Here is a 19,200-nt window from a genome sequence, read left to right on the forward strand (position 1 = left end):
GTTTGGCGCATCTTCCTTACTCCGAAAGCACCGGAAAGATGCTGCCACAAGAAAAAATTTACATTTATAACTTTAACAAGTTATTTTTTGAAGAGTGGCAACTCCTTCTGGTGGACGGTGTTCTCCGTCATCATGCTCGTCGCCACCATCTATTTCGCGATAATGTTCATCTCGTCGCCGGTATCAATGGCGATAGCCGGATGGCTTTACTTAGGCGTTTCGCTGATAACGTTCGGAGTGTTCCGTATCTCCATCTCCTACCGTATCAAGCAACTTAACAAGGCAACTGACGGGCTCATCTGACCGTCTGCAAGGCAAAGGGGAAAGGTATAACCGTCGTTTTCACAGTCGTGGGGACGACGGTTATACCTTTTTTCACATATTTTGTCATATCGATTCTTAAAAAGATTGACAAAAATCATTATCTTTGCAATCTATATATGCGTATTGAAGCGATTCCGGCTGCAATGCGTGGTGGCAAGATTGCAACATATCATATTTTTATACACAATATCTATCATGGGAAAAGTTGTTATCATCGGCGCCGGAGGCGTCGGCACAGTAGTGGCAGCGAAATGTGCCCAGAATCCTGACGTTTTCACGGAAATCGTCATAGCGTCGCGCACGAAAGAGAAATGCGACCGTCTTGCAGCACGTATCGGTGCGCCCAACATCACCACCGATCAAGTGGATGCCAACTCTGTTGAGCAGCTCTGTGAGCTTTTCAACCGTCACAAGCCCGATATCTGTATCAATGTAGCTCTCCCCTATCAGGATCTGACCATCATGGAGGCATGCCTTCAGTGTGGCGTCAACTATCTCGACACCGCCAACTATGAGCCGGAGGATGAGGCTCATTTCGAATATAGCTGGCAGTGGGCTTACCGCGAGCGTTTCGAGAAGGCAGGTCTGACCGCAATTCTCGGATGCGGGTTCGACCCGGGTGTGTCGGCAGTGTTCGTGGCGTATGCCGCAAAGCATCATTTCTCAGAGATGCGCTATCTCGACATTGTTGACTGCAACGCCGGAAACCACGGAAAAGCGTTCGCAACAAACTTCAATCCGGAAATCAATATCCGCGAGATCACCCAGAAGGGTAAATATTGGGAAGATGGCAAATGGGTGGAGACAGAAAATCTGGAGGTGCACCGCCCGCTCAACTATCCCAACATCGGCGAACGCGAGTCGTATCTTCTCTATCATGAGGAGCTTGAGAGCCTCGTGATCAATTTCCCGACAATCCGTCGCGCACGTTTCTGGATGACTTTCGGACAGGAATATCTCACTCATCTCCGTGTGATCCAGGATATAGGCATGGCGCGTATCGACCCCGTGATGTATGAGGGTAAGGAGATCGTGCCTATCCAGTTCCTGAAGGCGGTTCTTCCCGATCCCGGTTCGCTCGGAGAGAACTACACCGGCGAGACCTCCATCGGTTGCCGTATCTCCGGACTCGACAAGGAGGGTAAGGAATCCACATATTACATCTACAACAACTGCTCGCATGAGGCAGCCTATAAGGAGACAGGTGCACAGGCGGTGAGCTACACCACCGGTGTGCCGGCAATGGTCGGAGCCTACATGTTCCTTACGGGGAAATGGGTGAAACCGGGTGTGCATAACGTAGAGGAGTTTGATCCGGATCCGTTCCTGGAGAAACTTGCCCACAGCGGACTTCCCTGGCACGTAATCGTGGACGGAGATCTTGAGCTATAAGCAATTTCGTTATTGTCAATTTGTCATTATCGTCATTACTGTCATTATTGTCAATTTGTCATTATTGACGGTAATGACAATAATGACGATAATGACAGAATTGACTGAAATGACGGCAATATCATCCTCTCAATTTGCTTTAACTAAATAGAATTCACCATGAATTTCAAATTTTTTCTGCCGATAGCCGCGCTCGGGATTTTCGGAGCCTGCGCTTCCCATGAAGGGATCAACGAAAAAGACGGCACTTTCGAACTGACCACCGACAAGGGTATCGTGTCGGTCACGCCTCTCTCTGACGATATTTTCCGCATCACCACGCGTCCTGCGGATGCCGAACTGACCTATCGCCCGTCGCAGTCGGCCATTCTCTCTCCGTCTGACACAAAGATAAAGGCATCTTCCGACAAGGAGGACTATACTCTCGCCGGCGTCACCACAACGATAAAGGTTGACCGCCAGACGGGGCGCGTATCGTTTCTTGACAAAGAAGGCAAACTGCTCCTCTCCGAGACGGAGGGGGTAGACAATTCCGGCGATGTGAAGAGAGTAACTTTCGATGGCACAGCTCCGGGTGAGCTTTACGGTGCCGGAGAACGCGGACATTCCCTCCGCTTAAACGGGGATTCCCTCGTGATGTATAACCGCCAGAATTATGGCTATACAGCCGGCGACCCGCGAATCTCGCAGATGGGTATCACGGCACCATATTTCGCTTCCGACAAGGGGTATGGCGTGCTGTTCGATGACTACAACGAGGCTCTTCTTGTGCTCGGCGACACAATCTCTTATACCTCCGACACACCCGCTCCACTCTCCTATTATTTCATCAACGGTAATCATTCTCTTGAGGGCACCACTGAGGGCTATACGCTTCTGACCGGACGTCAGGACCTCCCACCCTTCTGGAGCCTTGGATATATCACCTCCAAATATGGCTACCACAACCAGCGTGAGGCTCTCGGAGCAATCGACTCGCTAAAGACCCGCGGTTATCCTGTAGACGGCATGGTGCTCGACCTCTACTGGTATGGTGTGGAGACCGACATGGGGCGGCTTGAATGGGATAAGAAGCAATGGCCTGACCATAAGAGCATGATCGATTCGCTGAAACGTCAGGGGGTAAACCTTGTGCTTATCCATCAGCCGTATATCAATAAAAAGGGTGCAATCGACAATTATAATCTCCTTGCAGAGAAGAAAATGCTGACACGCGACTCTGCCGGCGGCACACACGACGTCACCACATGGGTGGGAGACGCCGGAATGTTTGACGTGAGCAATCCCGATACGCGGGAATGGCTCTGGAACCGTCTGAAGGGACTCACTGCCGAGGGTATCGCCGGATGGTGGGGCGACTTGGGCGAACCTGAGGTGCATCCGCGAAGCATCATGCACGCCAACGGTGAGACCGCACCGCAATACCACAACACCTACTGTAATGAATGGTCGCGCCTGATATATGAGGGCTTGCGAAAGGATTTCCCGGAGATGCGTCCGCTCATCATGATGCGCGGCGGCACAGCAGGTCTTCAGCGTTACAGCGTGTTCCCATGGACCACCGACGTGTCGCGCTCATGGGGTGGTCTTCAGCCACAGGTAAACCTTATGCTCAACTCCGGACTCTCCGGACTCGGCTACATGAGTTCTGACCTCGGCGGCTTTGCCGTAGATCCTGAGCATCCACGCGACGAGGAACTTTACGTGCGTTGGGTGCAGATGGGCGCGTTCACTCCCGTGATGCGCACTCATGCCCAGCAGCAGCCTGAGCCTTACCATTATCCGGGAAGCGAGGAGATTCTGAAGAGATTCGTCAAGATGCGCTATCAGTGGCTCCCCTACAACTACACGCTTGCCTACGAGAACTCTGCCTTCGGTCGTCCGCTTGCCCGTCCGCTCAACTTCAACGGAGAGAACCCCGGTGAGAAGTATGCGTCGCTGACAGATGAATACATGTGGGGCAACGAGGTGCTTGTGGCTCCCGTCATGGAGCAGGGCGCACGTGAACGTAAGGTGCTCTTCCCTGCCGGAGAATGGATCGACTATAACCATCCGGAGAATCGCTATAAGGGTGGCAGCGAAGCAACGGTTAAGGCTCCTCTTGAGGAATTGCCGATGTTCGTGCGTGCCGGATCGTTCATACCTCTATATGATGCCGAGATAGAAAATGTCATGCAGTATGACCCGCAGTTTATCACTATAAGCTACTATCCATCAAAGGATAAATCGGAATATACGATGTTTGACGACAACCGTCTCTCCCCCACGTCGCTCTCCGACGGCAAGTATCAGCTCACGTATCTCTCCGCTGACCCGTCAGACGGGAAGCTCACAATCAATATGAGCACAAACGGAGGCAGCTACGCCGATATGCCGGAAATACGCATGATGACCTTCCGCATAATCGGTGTGGAGAAACCGAAGGGCGTTACCCTTTCCGACGGCACCAATCTCGACGAGGAGATGTCGGTGATGGCAATCAGGCAATATGGCTGGGCCTACGACGAGGCATCACGCAGCCTCTACGTGCGGCTCCCCTGGGACTATAGCAAGCAATCAATCACAATTAAAGATTGAGCAGATTAGAAGTCCAAGAAGTCCAAGAAGTCCAAGCTGTCCAAGAAGTCCAAGAAGTCCAAGAAGTCCAAGAAGTCCAAGCAGCCCAAGCTGTCCAAGAAGTCCAAGAAGTCCAAGAAGTCTTAGGATTCCTAAGCCTCCTACTCAGTTTCAGAATAAAGCAGCAAATAAGAGAAAGTGCCGTAGTTTTGCAGGAAAAAAACTATGGCACTTTCTTTTTATGGCATACCGCTTCTTGAGGAGGCGATGCAGAATTGGCAGTCGCTGTCGGAGTTCCGCCGCGAACGCACTCGTAATAAGAATTATACTTTCGGCAGGCAATGGTGTGACGTCATCTCCGTGAATGGTCGTCGGATGACGGAGTATGATTATATCGTGTCGGAGGGTAGTCTACCCCTGAAGAATAATCTCATACGCCGTATCGTGCGTAATGTGGTGGGAGTGTTCCGACGTCAACTTGCGGAGAAGATGGAGGGATGGAGCGAATCATTGCAGCAGATAGCCGCTCATAACCGAATGTATGAACTTCTGTCGCGCACCATGGAGGAGTTTCTGATATCCGGCATGGCGGTGCATAAGGTGTGGCATTCGGATGGGAAGCCTGTGGCATGCGACAGTGTGTCGCCACAGGACTTCTTTTTCGATAAGGGCGCACGCGACATCTGCGGACGTGACGCTAATCTCGTCGGTCAGCTTCACGATCTCTCCTTCCCCGATTATTGCGATGCCTTTGTGCAGACGCAGGAGGATTATGAACGCATCGCCACACGTTGCAACTCCGGCGAACCGATCCGAGTGGTGGAGATATGGCGGCATGAACGCGTGGGACGTCACGTGTATCATGATTCCCGTAAAGGTTCTGTAATAGTAGCAGATGATGGGGTTAAGCTCCCGCGCGAGATACGCTCTCTCCCGTCAAGCTGGCATATAGCCGACGTGTGGCGATACTATTTCATTGATTCGGAAGGGAGAATCCTATCGTCGGGCGACAGTCCGCTACCCGATGGCGGACACCCCTTCGTATTCAAATGCTATCCCTTCCTCGATGGGGAGATACATAGCTTCGTGGCTGATATCATCGACCAGCAACGTTACACAAACCGTCTTATCACGATGTACGACTGGATAATGCGGGCTTCGGCGAAGGGTGTGCTGCTTATGCCGGAGGGTGCTGTCGACCCGGAGAACATGCAGAACGTGGTTGACCAGTGGAGCCGCTTCAACGGTGTCATCGTATATCGCCCACGCCCCGGTTATCCGGATCCCAAACAAGTGAGCGGCAACGCTACGAATATTGGAATCAGCGAACTCCTCGATATCCAGTTGAAGATGCTTGAAGACGTGTCGGGGGTCAACGGTGCTCTGCAAGGGAATCTCGCAAACAACTCCATAAGCGGCACCCTCTACAACCAGCAGACGCAGAACGCGCTCATATCCCTCAGTGACCTGCTCGACACGTTCGCCTCATTCATCTCCGAAATCACCACCAAACTCACAATATAAACCACGAAGAACACGGAGAGCGCGGAGATTTTTATTAAAAATTGATTCTTAATATAATAAATTCTCTGTGTTCTCTGTGCTCTCCGTGGTTTAAATTACAGCGCGCTATCAGTGGTTTAAATTACAGCCGCGTTCTCCGTGGTTTTGATTATGGGTCAGAAGACAGCGGCGGAGACGGGACGCGGGCAGTAGGGATTGCCCCCGGAGGTACGCATGACGATGCGCGGCGTAGGCATCTCCTGATAACAGATGTGGAGTCCTATGGCACGCGTCATCAGCATATCGTCATGATGTCCCGGCAACGCACCGTAGCTTCCGTTCTGCCGCTGCTCATATACCATATATTCCGCAAGACAACCCTCGTCACGCTCCACATACTGCCCCTCGCGTATCGCCTGCACAAGCATCGATATGACCATCGGCTTGGTGTTTACATTCGTATGGAAACCGTATCTCACCGGTGCGCCCTGACGTATCTCATCCTCGTTCCGCTTACGTGCATAGAGATTATCATAGGCATCACGCAACCGATTGAGGATGAAGGATGATTGCTCACTACCCCCACTCCTGTCGGGATCATGCGTCTCAAGCGTGTTGCTCTCTATGACGAGGAGTGCATTGTCATAATATTTTGCAATCCTGGCGGCATTCCATGCCAGGAGATCAAAGTCGGTATGTCCGCGCCATTGCGCCACCACCTCCGGACCCTCGCCATGTGCCATCGGTGCGCGATCAAACACCACGATCACCGACCAGTCAGCCGTCAGCGAACGTCCGCCAATGTCTACCACGACCAGATACCTGTCGGTCACGCGCTCCATCGTCGTGATCTCCCTGTCGCGCCACATTGCCAACGCACCATGCGGATCGGCATTGAATCTCACGTTCTTCAACGAACCCTCCCCCGATGGTTTGTCGCCATCTATCTCTCCGCGCATCGCCGGCGCACAGCATCCCGCACGCAAAGCCTCCACCTTATACTTGTCGAACACCCGCGCACCTGAATGCACGAATGCCTCAACGTCGTCCGACGGACATTCCGACGCCATCTGTCCGTGGTCGGAATACTTTGCGCGTTCGCTGACGTACCAATGTATCGCCTCAAGCGTCGCACCCTTCTCCCAGAGCCACCATAGATACTGCCCCGGTTGACGGCGACTGCTCAACGGCTGCTCCGCCTCACGTCCGGCGATAAGATCTGCCGCAAACCTCTCCTCCTCTTCGGGCGATGAGAATGGGAGTGAGTTCTGCTCTATCTCATACCACGCCACAAACATCGGTGCAAACTGGCTCTCACCACTCTTCGCCGCATTCCATTCGGTATGGAAGAAATTGCCGGTGCCGTTTGCCGTCGATTCATACACAATCATTGTCATAGGGCGCAATAGCACTCCGGCAGTGGCGGCTCGCGCCAAGTCTTCCGGCGTCTTACGCTTCGTCGAAGGCCACAAGCCCACCTCCGAACAGTGTACGAGGTTGTAGTCGCCCCCACGGCAGGAATTAGGACGCTCGGCTGTGCCGACCTTCACCTTGCAGTTGCGTGCCACAACACGGAATGCTGAACCGAACCCACCTGCCCGCACCAATTTTTTCTCATCGTCAGAGTAATCCTCATCCTGTTCATGAAGGTATTTGGCAGGATAATGCGAGAGCATACGGTCAAACATATCCATTATCTCATCGGTGGCGGTCCCCTGATGCGCCACTATCAATGAGTTCAACCCCTTCTCATGCACAAGCTGAAGCCATGCCATATATAGCTGCACGCACGTGCTCCCTCCCCACTGCCGTGCCTTCAGCAGGATAAGGCGAATGGGACGCTGTGCGCGACGCATCCCCTCCAACACCCCGACAAGACGCCGCTGCGGACGATTGAGAATGAAGGGGACATCGTCGCCACCACCCTTCCTCTTTATATAGGCGAAGGTAGCCGCCCAGAATGGGAAATCATGACGGCAACGCAGACGGGTCCACTGCTCCATCACCCTCTCCCGCATCTCGTCGCTACCCGCGCCTCCCATCTCCGCAAAATATTCATCAAGGCTCCCTAAGCGACTTAGCTCAATCACCAATTCTTCTCTCCTCATCTCCAGAGGCAACCAACATTCCAACCCCTTCACCGGGAAATAATAGCGTCCCGGTTCATCGTGTCCGGAAATGGGGTCGTATGGTGCGGTGCTCTCCTCCATCCTGCGCCTGTTCTCTCTAAGCAATTCCATCACTCCGACCATCTCTTCCTCCTTTCCCTTTTCAGACGACTCATTTCAGAGAATATGATCACGCGTGCGCGATGCCACGACAGATATGAACGCGGTGCCTCATCATTCACCACTCGAAACACAAGTTCATTTACCGACGTATCGGGATACTGCTCACGCAACTCCAAGAAACGGGCAAACATCTCGCGATACATATCCCGTTTCTCCGGAAACATCGACTCGGTAGGATCCTCCCCCGCCGCTATCTTTCCGAGCACTACGGCAGCCCGAGCCTCACTCACCCAGAAACGTGGAGCAGGCGCCTCTGCCGCCTGTTTGAACGCATTGTTGATTGAGATGCGCGATTGTGCCGCAATCGACTCCCTGAAAGCACGGATGAGAAATTCGTTCCTCTCCTTACCAAATTCTGCTGTTGAATTTTTCTTTTTCATAACTTTGATTTTTAATATTTTAAGGTTATAATCCCGTAAATATAGGAATTATTCCCGACAGCAAATTTAAGCAAAAGTTTTAAAATAACAATAGCATTGCTTAAACAATTTATAACTTTGCACTATCAAAATCGAAACCACCAAAACTAAATGGTTATGACACAGAAAGACAACGACACAAAAAAGATTCCCGACAGCAACGGGAATTCCGAAAGGAAAGAGATTCCCGACAGAAAAGGGATTCTGGCATGGATCCGCGACATCCTCCACCTCCACGAGATCGAGAAGACACCACTCCCCTCCATCCCGCCCCCGGAGACCATGACGACGCTCATCAATCGCGCCGCCGGAAATCCAGCCAACAAGGACGATCCTGACAATACTGTCATTAATGACAATAATGACAATAAGGAGAAAAAGGAATGCTGTCCCTACGCAATGAAGAGGAATATCGTCGCATCCCTTCAGGAGATTCGCCGGTTTGCAGAGAAACATGACCTCGCCGCCACAATGATACGTGCCCTCCTCACCCTTCTCGCGGAAATGGCAATCGGCACGCTGAAAGGTAAAGTGAGCGAGAACGTTCTGGAAGCGTTGCTGAAGATATTCAGTTTCGAACGCATGAGAGAAGAGGCATACCGACAAGGGGAACTCGACGGCAGAAATGCCCGCATAATAGAGGAACACTTCCCCGCACAAGACTCCCGTCCCCCTCACCTGACGCGAGGCACCACCTCCGCCACCGGCACCACAAGCATCTTCTCAATAGCCAAAGACGCCGGCACCGACACCCCTCTACTCTGACGCAAGGACAATCCCGACAATATTGACAATCCGACAATAATGACATTACTGACAAATTGACAATTTGACAACTCGACAAATTGACCTTAATGACCTTAAAGACTTTAAAAACTTTAACCCACAAAAAACATGGCAACAAACGAAACAATCAACGTAGAGGGAATCAAGACCCCGACCCTGAAACCCGACACATCCGGAGCATCGACCCAGCTTCCCGGACACGCCACCACAGTAAGCAACGCAGCAGCAGCCACCGGAGGCATTGGTTCCGGCTCATTCCTTGGAGCAGCCGTTGACGATGAGCTTTTCCGCTTCAACAGTGAGGACACTCCCCTCATGAACCTCATGCTACGTGCAAAGCGCGTAAACGTCAACAGTCCGGAGGTGGACCATTACATGATCGACGAGGCACGCTCAACAGTAGTGACTACGGATAGCTGCGGAGGCGGCAGGAAAGTTTACTGCGTGCTCAGCCTGGAAGAGAACGACGGCAACGTGATCCGTCCCTTTACCACTCTCCTCGTGAAAGGCATCGACGGATATGACGCCGACGGCAAGGAGAAGACTCCCGGAAAAGACCTCATGCTGTTCGTCACCGGACAAGATCCGGCATCAACAAATCCTGTGGTGCGTGCCGTCAACGGGGAGAAAACTACTCCGGAGGATGAGTTCGGCACAATACCAATAATCCCGGCAGGCACGACCATCGTTATTCTCGCCAACTCCCTCTATGAGACCCAGAAAGAGGTGGATCCCGACCTCATCCTCCCCCAGCCGTCGCGCATATTCCTTCAGAAGCGCGGCATGAACCAGGTGGTCAGCGACTACTTCGAGAGCCAGCGCAAGCATCTCCCCTTCTCAAAGGCAGTTATCGCTGAGCAGGCGATAGCCAACTTCAAGGTAAGAGGCAACCGCACCCTTTGGGCAGGGCGCGCCGGGAAGTTCAAGATCAACGTTTCCAAGATGGGTATGCAGTACGTCTACACTACCGAAGGTCTGCGCTGGCAATTCAAGCGCGAGATACAGGAGCGCGGCGAGTGGACCGTCGACAAGATCATCGCACTCGCGAAAATGTTCTTCACGGGGGAGGATGTCCCCAAAAGCGCAATACTCCTCGCCGGAAAGAACCTTCTGGAGTCGATACAGAAGATCAACTATGCCAATCATCCGGAGATACACATCACCACGAAGACAAACTCCGTAGGCTGGACCGTCACCAACTTCCATACCGTCTTCGGCGACATAGAGATAAAGCGCGAGCCCACCCTCGACCGTCTCGGATGGAGCAATTCCGGCGCATTGATAGGCGAGAACCGACTTGTGCATTACGTCTACTCCGCAGAGCACTCCTTCGAAGACCGCGTGGAGGGGGAGGAAGCCACCCGCAACGGGCTTCTAATCTGGGATGCCGTAGCACTCAAAGGCACATGCCACGTATGGATTGACGGCGAGAAAGAGACTGCCACTACCGGCACATCGCGCATCGTGCTCTGGGAATCGGAGAATGCTCCCGAAGATGCAGTGGAAGGCACCAACTACTACCTCACGAAAGATTGTCCCGAAATCTCACCCCTCGCACGCGCCGGACAGATCTGGAAGACGGGACCCGACGGCACATGGACACAAGCATCCGGCATAATCTGACCCTATTGACATTACTGTCATTACTGACAAATTGACATTAAGGACATTAAGGACTTTAATGACCTTAACCCCAAAAATCACAAAAAAAATCATGACAACAAAAACATACGGAGCGCGTGGCATGCTTGAATGGCACCTGTCACTTCCCGTAGGGGACGCGCTCGTGACTCTGACATTCACTGGCGGAAAGATGGGTTCGGGCGGAATACAGCCCGCCCGGCTCACAACAGCCAACCCTGCCCTACAGCACATCATCGAGAACTGCCGTTATTACAAAAACAAACGGATCATCCTTCTGAGAGAGGACTTCTCCGACGACAAGCATGCACCGCGATCATGACCACCGACAGAATAATATCCGACACCGCCATTCTCCTCGGGACAACACCCGAGGGGATGGCACCCGGCAACGCCGGTGTCACGTCGCCGCTTGCCGCGCATATCCTCCTTGAGATAGAATCGTGTGCCGCCGAGGCAATCCTCTCCACCCCGCGTATGCAGCTGACAGGCTGGCGGCTGCTCCCCGACGACAGTATGACCATAGACGGGAACTCCGCACTACTGCCTCTACCCGATGATTTTCTGATGCTTTTCTCACTCCGCCTGTCGGGATGGCAACGCGACGTCACAGCGTCGCTCCCGGCAGATCATCCTTCGGCAACCCACATACGCGCCCCGTGGTCGGGAATCTACGCCACGCCTCTCCGTCCCATCATAATCGAGGGTCTTGATGAAAACGGACACCGCGCACTGCGGATGCTTCCCGCTTCCGCCGACGACCGGATGACAGAGGGATGGTATATGCCAGCCCCGAAAATAAAAGCGGGCGAGATAGATATCCCACCCGCCGCTTATCACCGCACGCTACGCCTGATAGCCGAAAGAATCAGAGAGTGCACATCGTGGTGAGCACCGCCATGACCCGGTAAAGACCGTAAAGGCAATCCTTTGGAATCTGTATCGGTGCATACTTATCATTATAACTCTGTGCCTCAATATAGGACGAACCTTCTGCCGAGGGTTGCACCACCTTAACCAGCACACCGTTCTCCGTATCAATAACCATCGGATGTCCCCATGGGATGAATGCCCTGTCGTTGATACGCTTTATGAAGAGCATCGCACCGTTGGGTATGTTAGGCTCCATGCTGTCGCCCGTCACCTGTATCGCCATCTCAGCCCCCTTCAGAGGCGCGAGCACTCGTCGGCATTCATCGGGCAATATCCCCTCCGACCACACCTGCAGATTACCGGCAAACGCCTCCACCGGCAGCAACGGCACCATATAATCCTCCATGCCGGGTCTCTCAACCGTAGCCACCTTCGGAGCATCATCATGAGGAAGAAGCATCTCCCCCTCACCATAAAGCAGCCAGTCGCGGTTTAGTTTCGGAAACTCCTGCATGAGTTTCGCCACCTTCTCCTCCGGCATAGACTTGCGCATCGCGCCAAGATATGCCACCGACACACCCATCCTTCGGGCAAACTCACTGTTGTTGATGCCCTCAGCCCGAAGAAAACTCAGCAGACGATCTTTTACTGTCATAATAACGTTATCCCCCGCCCCCTGATGGGGAGGTTTAATATGAATCTTCAGCTCCCACATTCAGGGGGTAAAGTGGAAGTCTACTACAAAATTATAGCAAAGTTATAAATAATTTCAATCTACCGCAAGCAAAATTATGAAAACAATTAAAATTTCCATCCGCAGCGCGGATCTTTTCCGCGAGTTGCAGAAGATAACGGCGTATGCCGGTATCAAAAACGAGCAGGATAGCAACGACTGCCTTGATCGCGTGGCGACCGTAGAGGCAGACCTTCCGCTACTGTCGCGCTACCGCGACATCGCCCTCTCCCGACTTCTCGAACGGCTGCGCCGTTTCTTGGTCACATTCGACGTTTCTGAAGAGGATATATGCCTGACCCTCGCGGCAGGCACCTCCTCCGACGATTCCCTCATAGCCTCCATACAGACCGATATCTTCTCCTATATAATATCAGTCATGGCAGCCCGATGGTTTGGCATCACGTGGCAGCAACGCGCCGCCGGCTACGAAGCCGACGCCATGCGCCACATATCGGAAGTGACAGCCAAGCTACTTTATCACCGTCCACCCATTAGATTAAGAAAATCATGAAGACAATCAGCATCACACTCGATCTCAACGAGATCATATACGACATCCAGAACAAGACCTATCTTACAGGTCGAAGCCGCCACGACGGCACAAATCATGAGCAAGTCGCCAACATGCAGGCGAACGACGACGAAGAAAGCGCAAACCAGATCCTGCGCAGCGTCTCGATAGCATTCAACACCCTGAAGACAAAACTGGGCGAATATATCGACAACAACGTGCTCTCCGGCAACAATGAGCTACTGACCCGCGACAGCACCCTGGCGATAGCCCTCCAGATGCCCTCCAACTACAACAACGCCACCACCGACACGATCGCCTCGGCAGCCCACCAGTACATCGTCAGCACAACCGTGGCAGAATGGTTTGCGATAACCAACAAGCCCGACAGCCAGCAATACACCGCTCTTGCCGACGTCTGCCTGAAAGTAATCTCCGAAGCAATCAACAAGCGACTCCGCCCCGTGAGAATCATCGCAGAGCCCAAGTAGTCCAAGAAGTCCAAGAGGTCCAAGAAGTCCAAGAAGCCCAAGAAGTCCAAGTAGTCCAAGAGGTCCAAGAAGTCCCAAGACCACTAAGACTTCTTGGACCACTAAGACTACTTATAATCAAAAAAAAATCATGAAAATCCTATTCCCACGAAAATCGCTGCATCTTGCAATCGCAGAAATTGCATACATAGCAGCCGATGTAGCATCAGAAGAAGGAGCCGATCACAGGCTCCACCAGACATTCGACATCTGCGAAGGAGAGAACATCCATCGGGTGAACAACCTGATCGACCTTGCCTTCAGTGAGGTCGCCGGCAGTCTGGCAGCCGTTGCACAACCCATCGCAGCCATCGATCCCACGCTGCACATCACCGACAAGCGACTGCACTCCGCCGCCATACTTCGCATACAGGAGACTGCCAGGGAATACATAATCTGCCGTGTGCTCCACGGCTGGTTATCCGTAACCCTTCCGGCAGCCGCACCCACATGGCGGCAACGCGCCGATCTGCTCCTTTCCGACCTCAACTCCTCTCCTCCTCTCTCTGTCGGCATCCGGCGTATCTCCCCATTCTGACCCCACCACAATCTTACTGAAGTTTCGCAAGCGGCACTTCAGTGGGTTAAAGTTTATAGTTTAAGGTTTAAGATTCTCGAAAATCCACGAATCTTTTCATTATACAAAATTTAATGATCATAAACCCTAAACCATAAACCCTAAACCTTAAACCATAAACCATAAACCCTAAACCTTAAACCATAAACCTTAAACCTTAAACCATAAACCTTAAACCCTAAACCCTAAACCCTAAACCCTAAACCATAAACCTTAAACCTTAAACCATAAACCATTTAAGTGACTTCTATGGCAAAGATTAAAAAATTTTAAATAAATTTATAATTTTATTTGCTCAGGAACGAAATTATCACTACCTTTGCACCGGATTTATTGCACATCTTGCAAGTCTTCTGAGATTAACTTATAATGTAACTGAAGTTTCGCAAGCTGCACTTCAGTGGTTTAAAGTTTACAGTTTAAGGTTTAAGATTCTCGAAAATCTACGAATCTTTTCATTATACAAAATTTAATGATCTTAAACCATAAACATTAAACCTTAAACCATTTAAGTAAAGCAAGTTGAAAAACTTGCGAAACTTAAATAATGTAAAATTATAAGATATCACTTGCTTACATCCATACAGATAAAAGGGGTTATGACATTTTTAGCACACAAACCGACATCCATCAATCGGCGATCGGAGGGAAAATCCTGCTTTACCCCCCCCCGACTATCAATTTGTTATAAATCAAGCAGTTATCAATTCAACGTCAATCTGTTTGCGATTCACACACCGCAAGCCGATACTTCATATATATACTCCATCCTCACATAGCACTTCCCGGCATCCAATGTCGGCACACTATATTGACGATTTCTACGATACATATTGTCGACACTTTTCTGACAAATAACCATCCCCGATGAAATTCAAATTTTTAACATTCCTATTATTCCTCTGTTGCGGGATATGCGGAGCAAAGGCACAAGAGGTAGCCCTGAAGACAAACCTCCTTAGCGATGCCTTCTTAAACCCTAACCTTGCGGCAGAAGTGGCACTCGCGCCACGCTGGACAATTGACGTATCCGGACAATTCAACACCTGGAACCTCTCACACGACCGCAAGTGGAAGCATTGGGTCGTGCAGCCGGAAATCAGATACTGGTTCTGCGACCGATTCGCCGGACACTTCGTCGGTGCGCACCTGCTCGGCGGACAGTATAACGTCGGCGGTATCGACATCCCTTTCTCTTTCCTGGGAACAGACTTCAAGAAACTTAAGGATACCCGCTACCAGGGATGGTTCGGAGGTCTCGGTGTCGCCTACGGATATGCATGGGCAATAGCCGAACACTGGAACATAGAGGGGGAGATCGGAATAGGTTGGACCTACACCCGTTTCGACCGCTTCCGTTGCTCCGGATGCGGAAAGAAGATCGAGGAGAACAAGCCCCACAATTATTTCGGCGTGACTAAGGCTGCAATCAACCTCGTATACCTTTTCTGATTGAAAACGTCTGATAACCTCGCAACCATCCCAATCACTGACAGAAATGAACAAGGCCATCATAACACTATCTGCGGCGGCATGCATCTGCACGGCTTCCGCGAAGGGGATATCGCCTGTCGGAGTCGACAGCATATCCTTCGACCGTCACGGCGACTACATCGCCGTTGACATGAAACTCGACCTGACACCCACCGACGTGCAGAGCGCACGCGCCCAGATCCTTACCCCCATGATACTCTCAGAGCAGGGGGATACCATCTTCCTACCCTCCGTCGGCGTCTACGGACGTCAGCGTTACCTCCAGTACCTGCGCCATGACCGCCAGCCCCTCAGCCGTGGAGTGGAGGAGATAATCAGATCCGGAAACCGTCCCGCCGACCTGCCATATCACACACTCACCCCCTATCAGGACTGGATGGCAAACTCGCAGCTCGTGCTGCGCCGCCGTCTATACGGATGTGCCGACTGCCTGATAGAGGAACGTGTCGATCCCGTGACCACATACTTCCAGCCGATGCCCGGTATCCCGGAGATCATATATTTCGAGGCGAAGGACACCGGTCCGGTGGTGGAGACCCTCGAGGGCGCAGCATACATCGACTTCATCGTCGACAAGACCAACATCGAGCCCAACTACCGCCGCAACCCGCAGGAGTTGCTGAAGATACAGTCGTCTATCGACACCGTGCTCAACGACAAGGACGTGACAATCACAGGAGTGTGGCTGAAGGGCTTCGCTTCACCGGAGAGCCCCTATTCTCACAATACAGACCTCGCGATCGGACGTACCGCCGCTCTGAAGAAGTATCTCAACCAGCTCTACAATTTCAAGGGCGACATAATATCCACCGACTATGAGCCGGAGGACTGGGAGGGACTCCGACGATTCGTGGAGAGATCAAACATTGACCACAAGAGCGAGATACTCGCGCTCATAGACTCCGACATGGAACCCGACCCCAAGGAGGCTCTCATCAAGAAAAGATATCCGGAGGAATACCGCTTCATGCTCCAGACCTACTATCCGGCACTCCGCCACACGGAATACCGCGTGACATACGAGATAAACCGCACCGACGACATCAATAAGATACGAGAGACGATGCGCACCAAGCCCAGCAGGCTGACGCTCCGCGAGTTCCTTCTCCTCGGCAACGCCTGCCAGCCCGGCAGCGACGAGTTCAACGAGGTGTTTGAGACAGCCGTAAGGATGTACCCTGACAACGAGACCGCCAACATCAACGCCGCCAATGCCGCACTCCAACGCGGGGACTACACCACTGCGGAACAGTATCTCAGCCGCGCAGGCAACTCACCCGAAGCCATCTACGCACGCGGATCTCTCGCCTTCATACAGGGAGACTACGACCGTGCCGAGCAGCTGATGCAGGACGCCTCCTCCATACCCGCTTCCCGTGCCACCCTCGATGAGATCGCACGCATACGCGCCAACAAACAACAAAAGGTAACAAAGATAGAATTAAAATAAACGAAAGAGAATAATAAATAAAAATAACAAATAACACAAACAACATGAAAATGAAAAAATTATTCATGGGTATAATGGGCGCACTCGCCCTCACCGCCTGCTCCTCTGAGGAGGTGATACCCGACAAACCACTCACTCCAGAAGAGGGTGATCCCCGCTACATGTCGGTCTCAATCCGGAATGTCTCTCCCAGCACCCGTGCTGCCGGTGATCAAAACGGTGATTTTGAAGAGGGATACTATGGAGAGAACAATGTAAAATCCCTCCGTTTCTACTTCTTCGATGAAGAAGGAAACCCGGCTCCTATCACTTTTGGAGGAAAGAACTATTACAACTGCGAAGGGAATGATATCTCTGTTCCAAAAGATTCCGTCAATATGCCTAATGTTGAAAAGATTCTTAACGCTGTTATCGTCATCAACACCAATCTTGAAAATGGTTCACCAGACAAGATCAAGAAAATGGTTGCTATTGTCAATTTCGATGGGATAGAAGACCTGAAAAATGAGAAAAATTTTTCACTCCATGAACTTACAGGTATTGTAAACAAAGAGGCTGCTGCAACTCAAAATGGGTTCCTAATGACAAGTTCTGCCTTCTACAATGATGGCTTTGACAAAAACCAAGGTGTAGCTGTAGATATCAAAGACACTGACATTCAAAGCACCAGAGAGCTTGCGGAAACCCATCCTGTAGATGTATATGTAGAGAGAGTTGTCGCTAAAGTCCGTGTCACCCAAGATTGGGATAGCAGTAGCATGAAATTTTTCAACGACATAACTCTACAATATAAAGATAACGACGGCAATATTACAAAAGAAACAGGATACATTGCAGTGGCACTTACAGATAAGAACACTAAAAAGCCTCTTCTCGAAAGTGACAAGGATGATGCTAAGCAGATATATGTAATATTCCAAAACTGGGATCTTTGGTGGACAGCAGACAAGAGCTATCTTTTCAAGAAAGTTGACAACTGGACTGAGATATTCACAGGTTGGAATGATCAGCTTAATCATCGTTCATACTGGGCAGTTAATCCTACAAACGTTAATCTTGCTAAACACAGACATGATTATCCGAGCCGCAAATTTGGTGATGGTAAAGGAGAAAAACAGGATTATAAAGAATATACGGCATACTGTCTTGAAAATGCAGGCGATTCCGACAATCTTAAAGGTTTCAAGAATGACTATGATCCTAATACAAAAACATCAAACCGCACACTCGTATATCTAAAGGCAAAACTTGTCACCCTTGACAATGAAGCAGACAATGCTACTGCTACTCCCGTTGACCTTGCTGAATGGGGAGGTAGGAAATACACTAAGTCTAATGTGCTTACAGCCATGTTCGAACCCAATGTAAATCAGTTCTTCTTTTTGGAGATAACTGATACAGAGAATCCTCCCGTTGTAAACCCTGATGACGGAAGCATAATTGAATCTGAATCAACCGCCTACAAATTCAACCCTCTCACAACAGCAGACTTGGAACTTGTCCCTGCACTTGTGGCTGACATGGCAGATACAACAGCAGAAACAAGTCCCAGATACCTCAGTTATGTAAATTTGCTTCCAGGGAAGTACGATGAAACGGACGGAAAGCAGCTCTACAAGCAAATGAAAAATGATGAAGGGAATAACGTCTATGTCCCGGTTGATCAAAAAGGAGTAAATGACGCTCTTGAATCTATTGGTGGAACAAAAGTATGGGATGGTGGCGACACCTACTACTATCACGAACTTGATCATCTCGGGAAAACCGGTGTATCAGCAGATGAGACGCCATTTAAATACGGTGTAGTCCGTAATCATATATATGAAGTTTCTCTCAACACCGTATATGGTCTTGGCACACCTGTTCTTTCATACGAGTTTGATGAAGACCACAAGGATTGGGAAAATATCATTCCTCAGAAACCATCACCAACAGCCTATTTCCTTGGTGCACGCCTCAACATTCTCTCTTGGCGTATTGTCAAAAATGATAATGTCTCTCTCGATTGGTAATCATCATTGAAACTCTCCTTACCGATTGCCGATGGCAACCGGTAATCTAACCAACAGAAGCCGGCGGAGACTCGCTCCGCCTGTCCCCGTCGGCTTACCTCCCCT

Annotated in this window: 17 protein-coding genes; 14 read left to right on the plus strand and 3 right to left on the minus strand. The window is 51.0% G+C overall.

Translation table 11 applies throughout. From position 1 onward, the window contains the following. Positions 1-87 precede the first annotated feature (87 nt). The 4 genes from E5331_RS05760 to E5331_RS05775 all read left to right on the plus strand — a co-directional run bounded on the left by E5331_RS05760 (position 88) and on the right by E5331_RS05775 (position 5,796). Positions 88-303: a hypothetical protein gene (locus E5331_RS05760; RefSeq protein WP_135984201.1), complete on the plus strand. Its 216-nt coding sequence runs from the start codon at positions 88-90 to the stop codon at positions 301-303. Between the two features lie 216 nt (positions 304-519). Next, entirely contained in the window at positions 520-1,716 is a 1,197-nt protein-coding gene (locus E5331_RS05765; protein WP_123483601.1) for a saccharopine dehydrogenase family protein, read from the plus strand. Between the two features lie 159 nt (positions 1,717-1,875). After that, a complete protein-coding gene (locus E5331_RS05770; RefSeq protein WP_136013219.1) occupies positions 1,876-4,293 on the plus strand; it encodes a glycoside hydrolase family 31 protein in 2,418 nt (805 codons plus the stop codon). A gap of 204 nt (positions 4,294-4,497) precedes the next feature. Then, positions 4,498-5,796 carry a portal protein gene (locus tag E5331_RS05775; protein ID WP_136013220.1) on the plus strand — a complete coding sequence of 433 codons (1,299 nt, stop codon included), beginning with the start codon at positions 4,498-4,500 and terminating at the stop codon, positions 5,794-5,796. Positions 5,797-5,951: 155 nt separating this feature from the next. Here E5331_RS05775 and E5331_RS05780 read toward each other — a convergent pair whose 3' ends face one another. Both E5331_RS05780 and E5331_RS05785 read right to left on the minus strand, forming a co-directional pair. Then, positions 5,952-8,015: a terminase large subunit gene (locus E5331_RS05780; RefSeq protein ID WP_275441099.1), complete on the minus strand. Its 2,064-nt coding sequence runs from the start codon at positions 8,013-8,015 to the stop codon at positions 5,952-5,954. Then, complete coding sequence (locus tag E5331_RS05785; protein ID WP_136013222.1) at positions 8,015-8,446, minus strand: hypothetical protein; 432 nt, start codon at positions 8,444-8,446, stop codon at positions 8,015-8,017. Before E5331_RS05785 ends, E5331_RS05780 begins: the two co-directional genes overlap by 1 nt. A 156-nt stretch (positions 8,447-8,602) precedes the next feature. Between E5331_RS05785 and E5331_RS05790 the strand changes: the two genes are divergently transcribed. The 4 genes from E5331_RS05790 (at position 8,603) to E5331_RS05805 (ending at position 11,803) form a co-directional block, all read left to right on the plus strand. Continuing rightward, on the plus strand, positions 8,603-9,250 hold the full coding sequence (locus tag E5331_RS05790; protein ID WP_136013223.1) for a hypothetical protein: 648 nt from the start codon (positions 8,603-8,605) through the stop codon (positions 9,248-9,250). A gap of 129 nt (positions 9,251-9,379) precedes the next feature. Beyond that, complete coding sequence (locus tag E5331_RS05795) at positions 9,380-10,894, plus strand: hypothetical protein (RefSeq protein ID WP_136013224.1); 1,515 nt, start codon at positions 9,380-9,382, stop codon at positions 10,892-10,894. A 91-nt stretch (positions 10,895-10,985) separates the two neighbouring features. Further along, on the plus strand, positions 10,986-11,234 hold the full coding sequence (locus tag E5331_RS05800) for a hypothetical protein (RefSeq protein WP_123483593.1): 249 nt from the start codon (positions 10,986-10,988) through the stop codon (positions 11,232-11,234). Beyond that, positions 11,231-11,803, plus strand: a complete 573-nt coding sequence (locus E5331_RS05805) for a hypothetical protein (RefSeq protein WP_123483592.1) — start codon at positions 11,231-11,233, stop codon at positions 11,801-11,803. Before E5331_RS05800 ends, E5331_RS05805 begins: the two co-directional genes overlap by 4 nt. On the opposite strand, the gene E5331_RS05810 is transcribed toward E5331_RS05805, so the two are convergent. Next, positions 11,781-12,440: a LexA family transcriptional regulator gene (locus E5331_RS05810; protein ID WP_168355158.1), complete on the minus strand. Its 660-nt coding sequence runs from the start codon at positions 12,438-12,440 to the stop codon at positions 11,781-11,783. The genes E5331_RS05805 and E5331_RS05810 overlap by 23 nt on opposite strands. Before the next feature lie 136 nt (positions 12,441-12,576). Here E5331_RS05810 and E5331_RS05815 point away from each other — a divergent pair, with 136 nt between their 5' ends. From E5331_RS05815 to E5331_RS05840, 6 genes are all read left to right on the plus strand, one after another. Next, positions 12,577-13,032 carry a hypothetical protein gene (locus E5331_RS05815; protein WP_123483590.1) on the plus strand — a complete coding sequence of 152 codons (456 nt, stop codon included), beginning with the start codon at positions 12,577-12,579 and terminating at the stop codon, positions 13,030-13,032. Then, positions 13,029-13,523 carry a hypothetical protein gene (locus E5331_RS05820; protein ID WP_135984215.1) on the plus strand — a complete coding sequence of 165 codons (495 nt, stop codon included), beginning with the start codon at positions 13,029-13,031 and terminating at the stop codon, positions 13,521-13,523. The genes E5331_RS05815 and E5331_RS05820 overlap by 4 nt, the downstream gene beginning before the upstream one ends. 130 nt (positions 13,524-13,653) lie before the next feature. After that, a complete protein-coding gene (locus E5331_RS05825; protein ID WP_123483588.1) occupies positions 13,654-14,100 on the plus strand; it encodes a hypothetical protein in 447 nt (148 codons plus the stop codon). 906 nt (positions 14,101-15,006) lie between these two features. Then, the gene (locus E5331_RS05830) at positions 15,007-15,591 is read left to right on the plus strand and encodes a DUF3575 domain-containing protein (protein ID WP_135984217.1); all 585 of its coding nucleotides are present in this window, start codon (positions 15,007-15,009) and stop codon (positions 15,589-15,591) included. A gap of 46 nt (positions 15,592-15,637) precedes the next feature. Next, a complete protein-coding gene (locus E5331_RS05835) occupies positions 15,638-17,083 on the plus strand; it encodes a DUF3868 domain-containing protein (protein ID WP_169477645.1) in 1,446 nt (481 codons plus the stop codon). A gap of 50 nt (positions 17,084-17,133) precedes the next feature. Beyond that, positions 17,134-19,095 carry an Mfa1 family fimbria major subunit gene (locus E5331_RS05840; protein ID WP_168355159.1) on the plus strand — a complete coding sequence of 654 codons (1,962 nt, stop codon included), beginning with the start codon at positions 17,134-17,136 and terminating at the stop codon, positions 19,093-19,095. Positions 19,096-19,200: the final 105 nt, after the last annotated feature.

This window comes from Lepagella muris (assembly GCF_004793975.1).
Taxonomy (GTDB): domain Bacteria; phylum Bacteroidota; class Bacteroidia; order Bacteroidales; family Muribaculaceae; genus Lepagella; species Lepagella muris.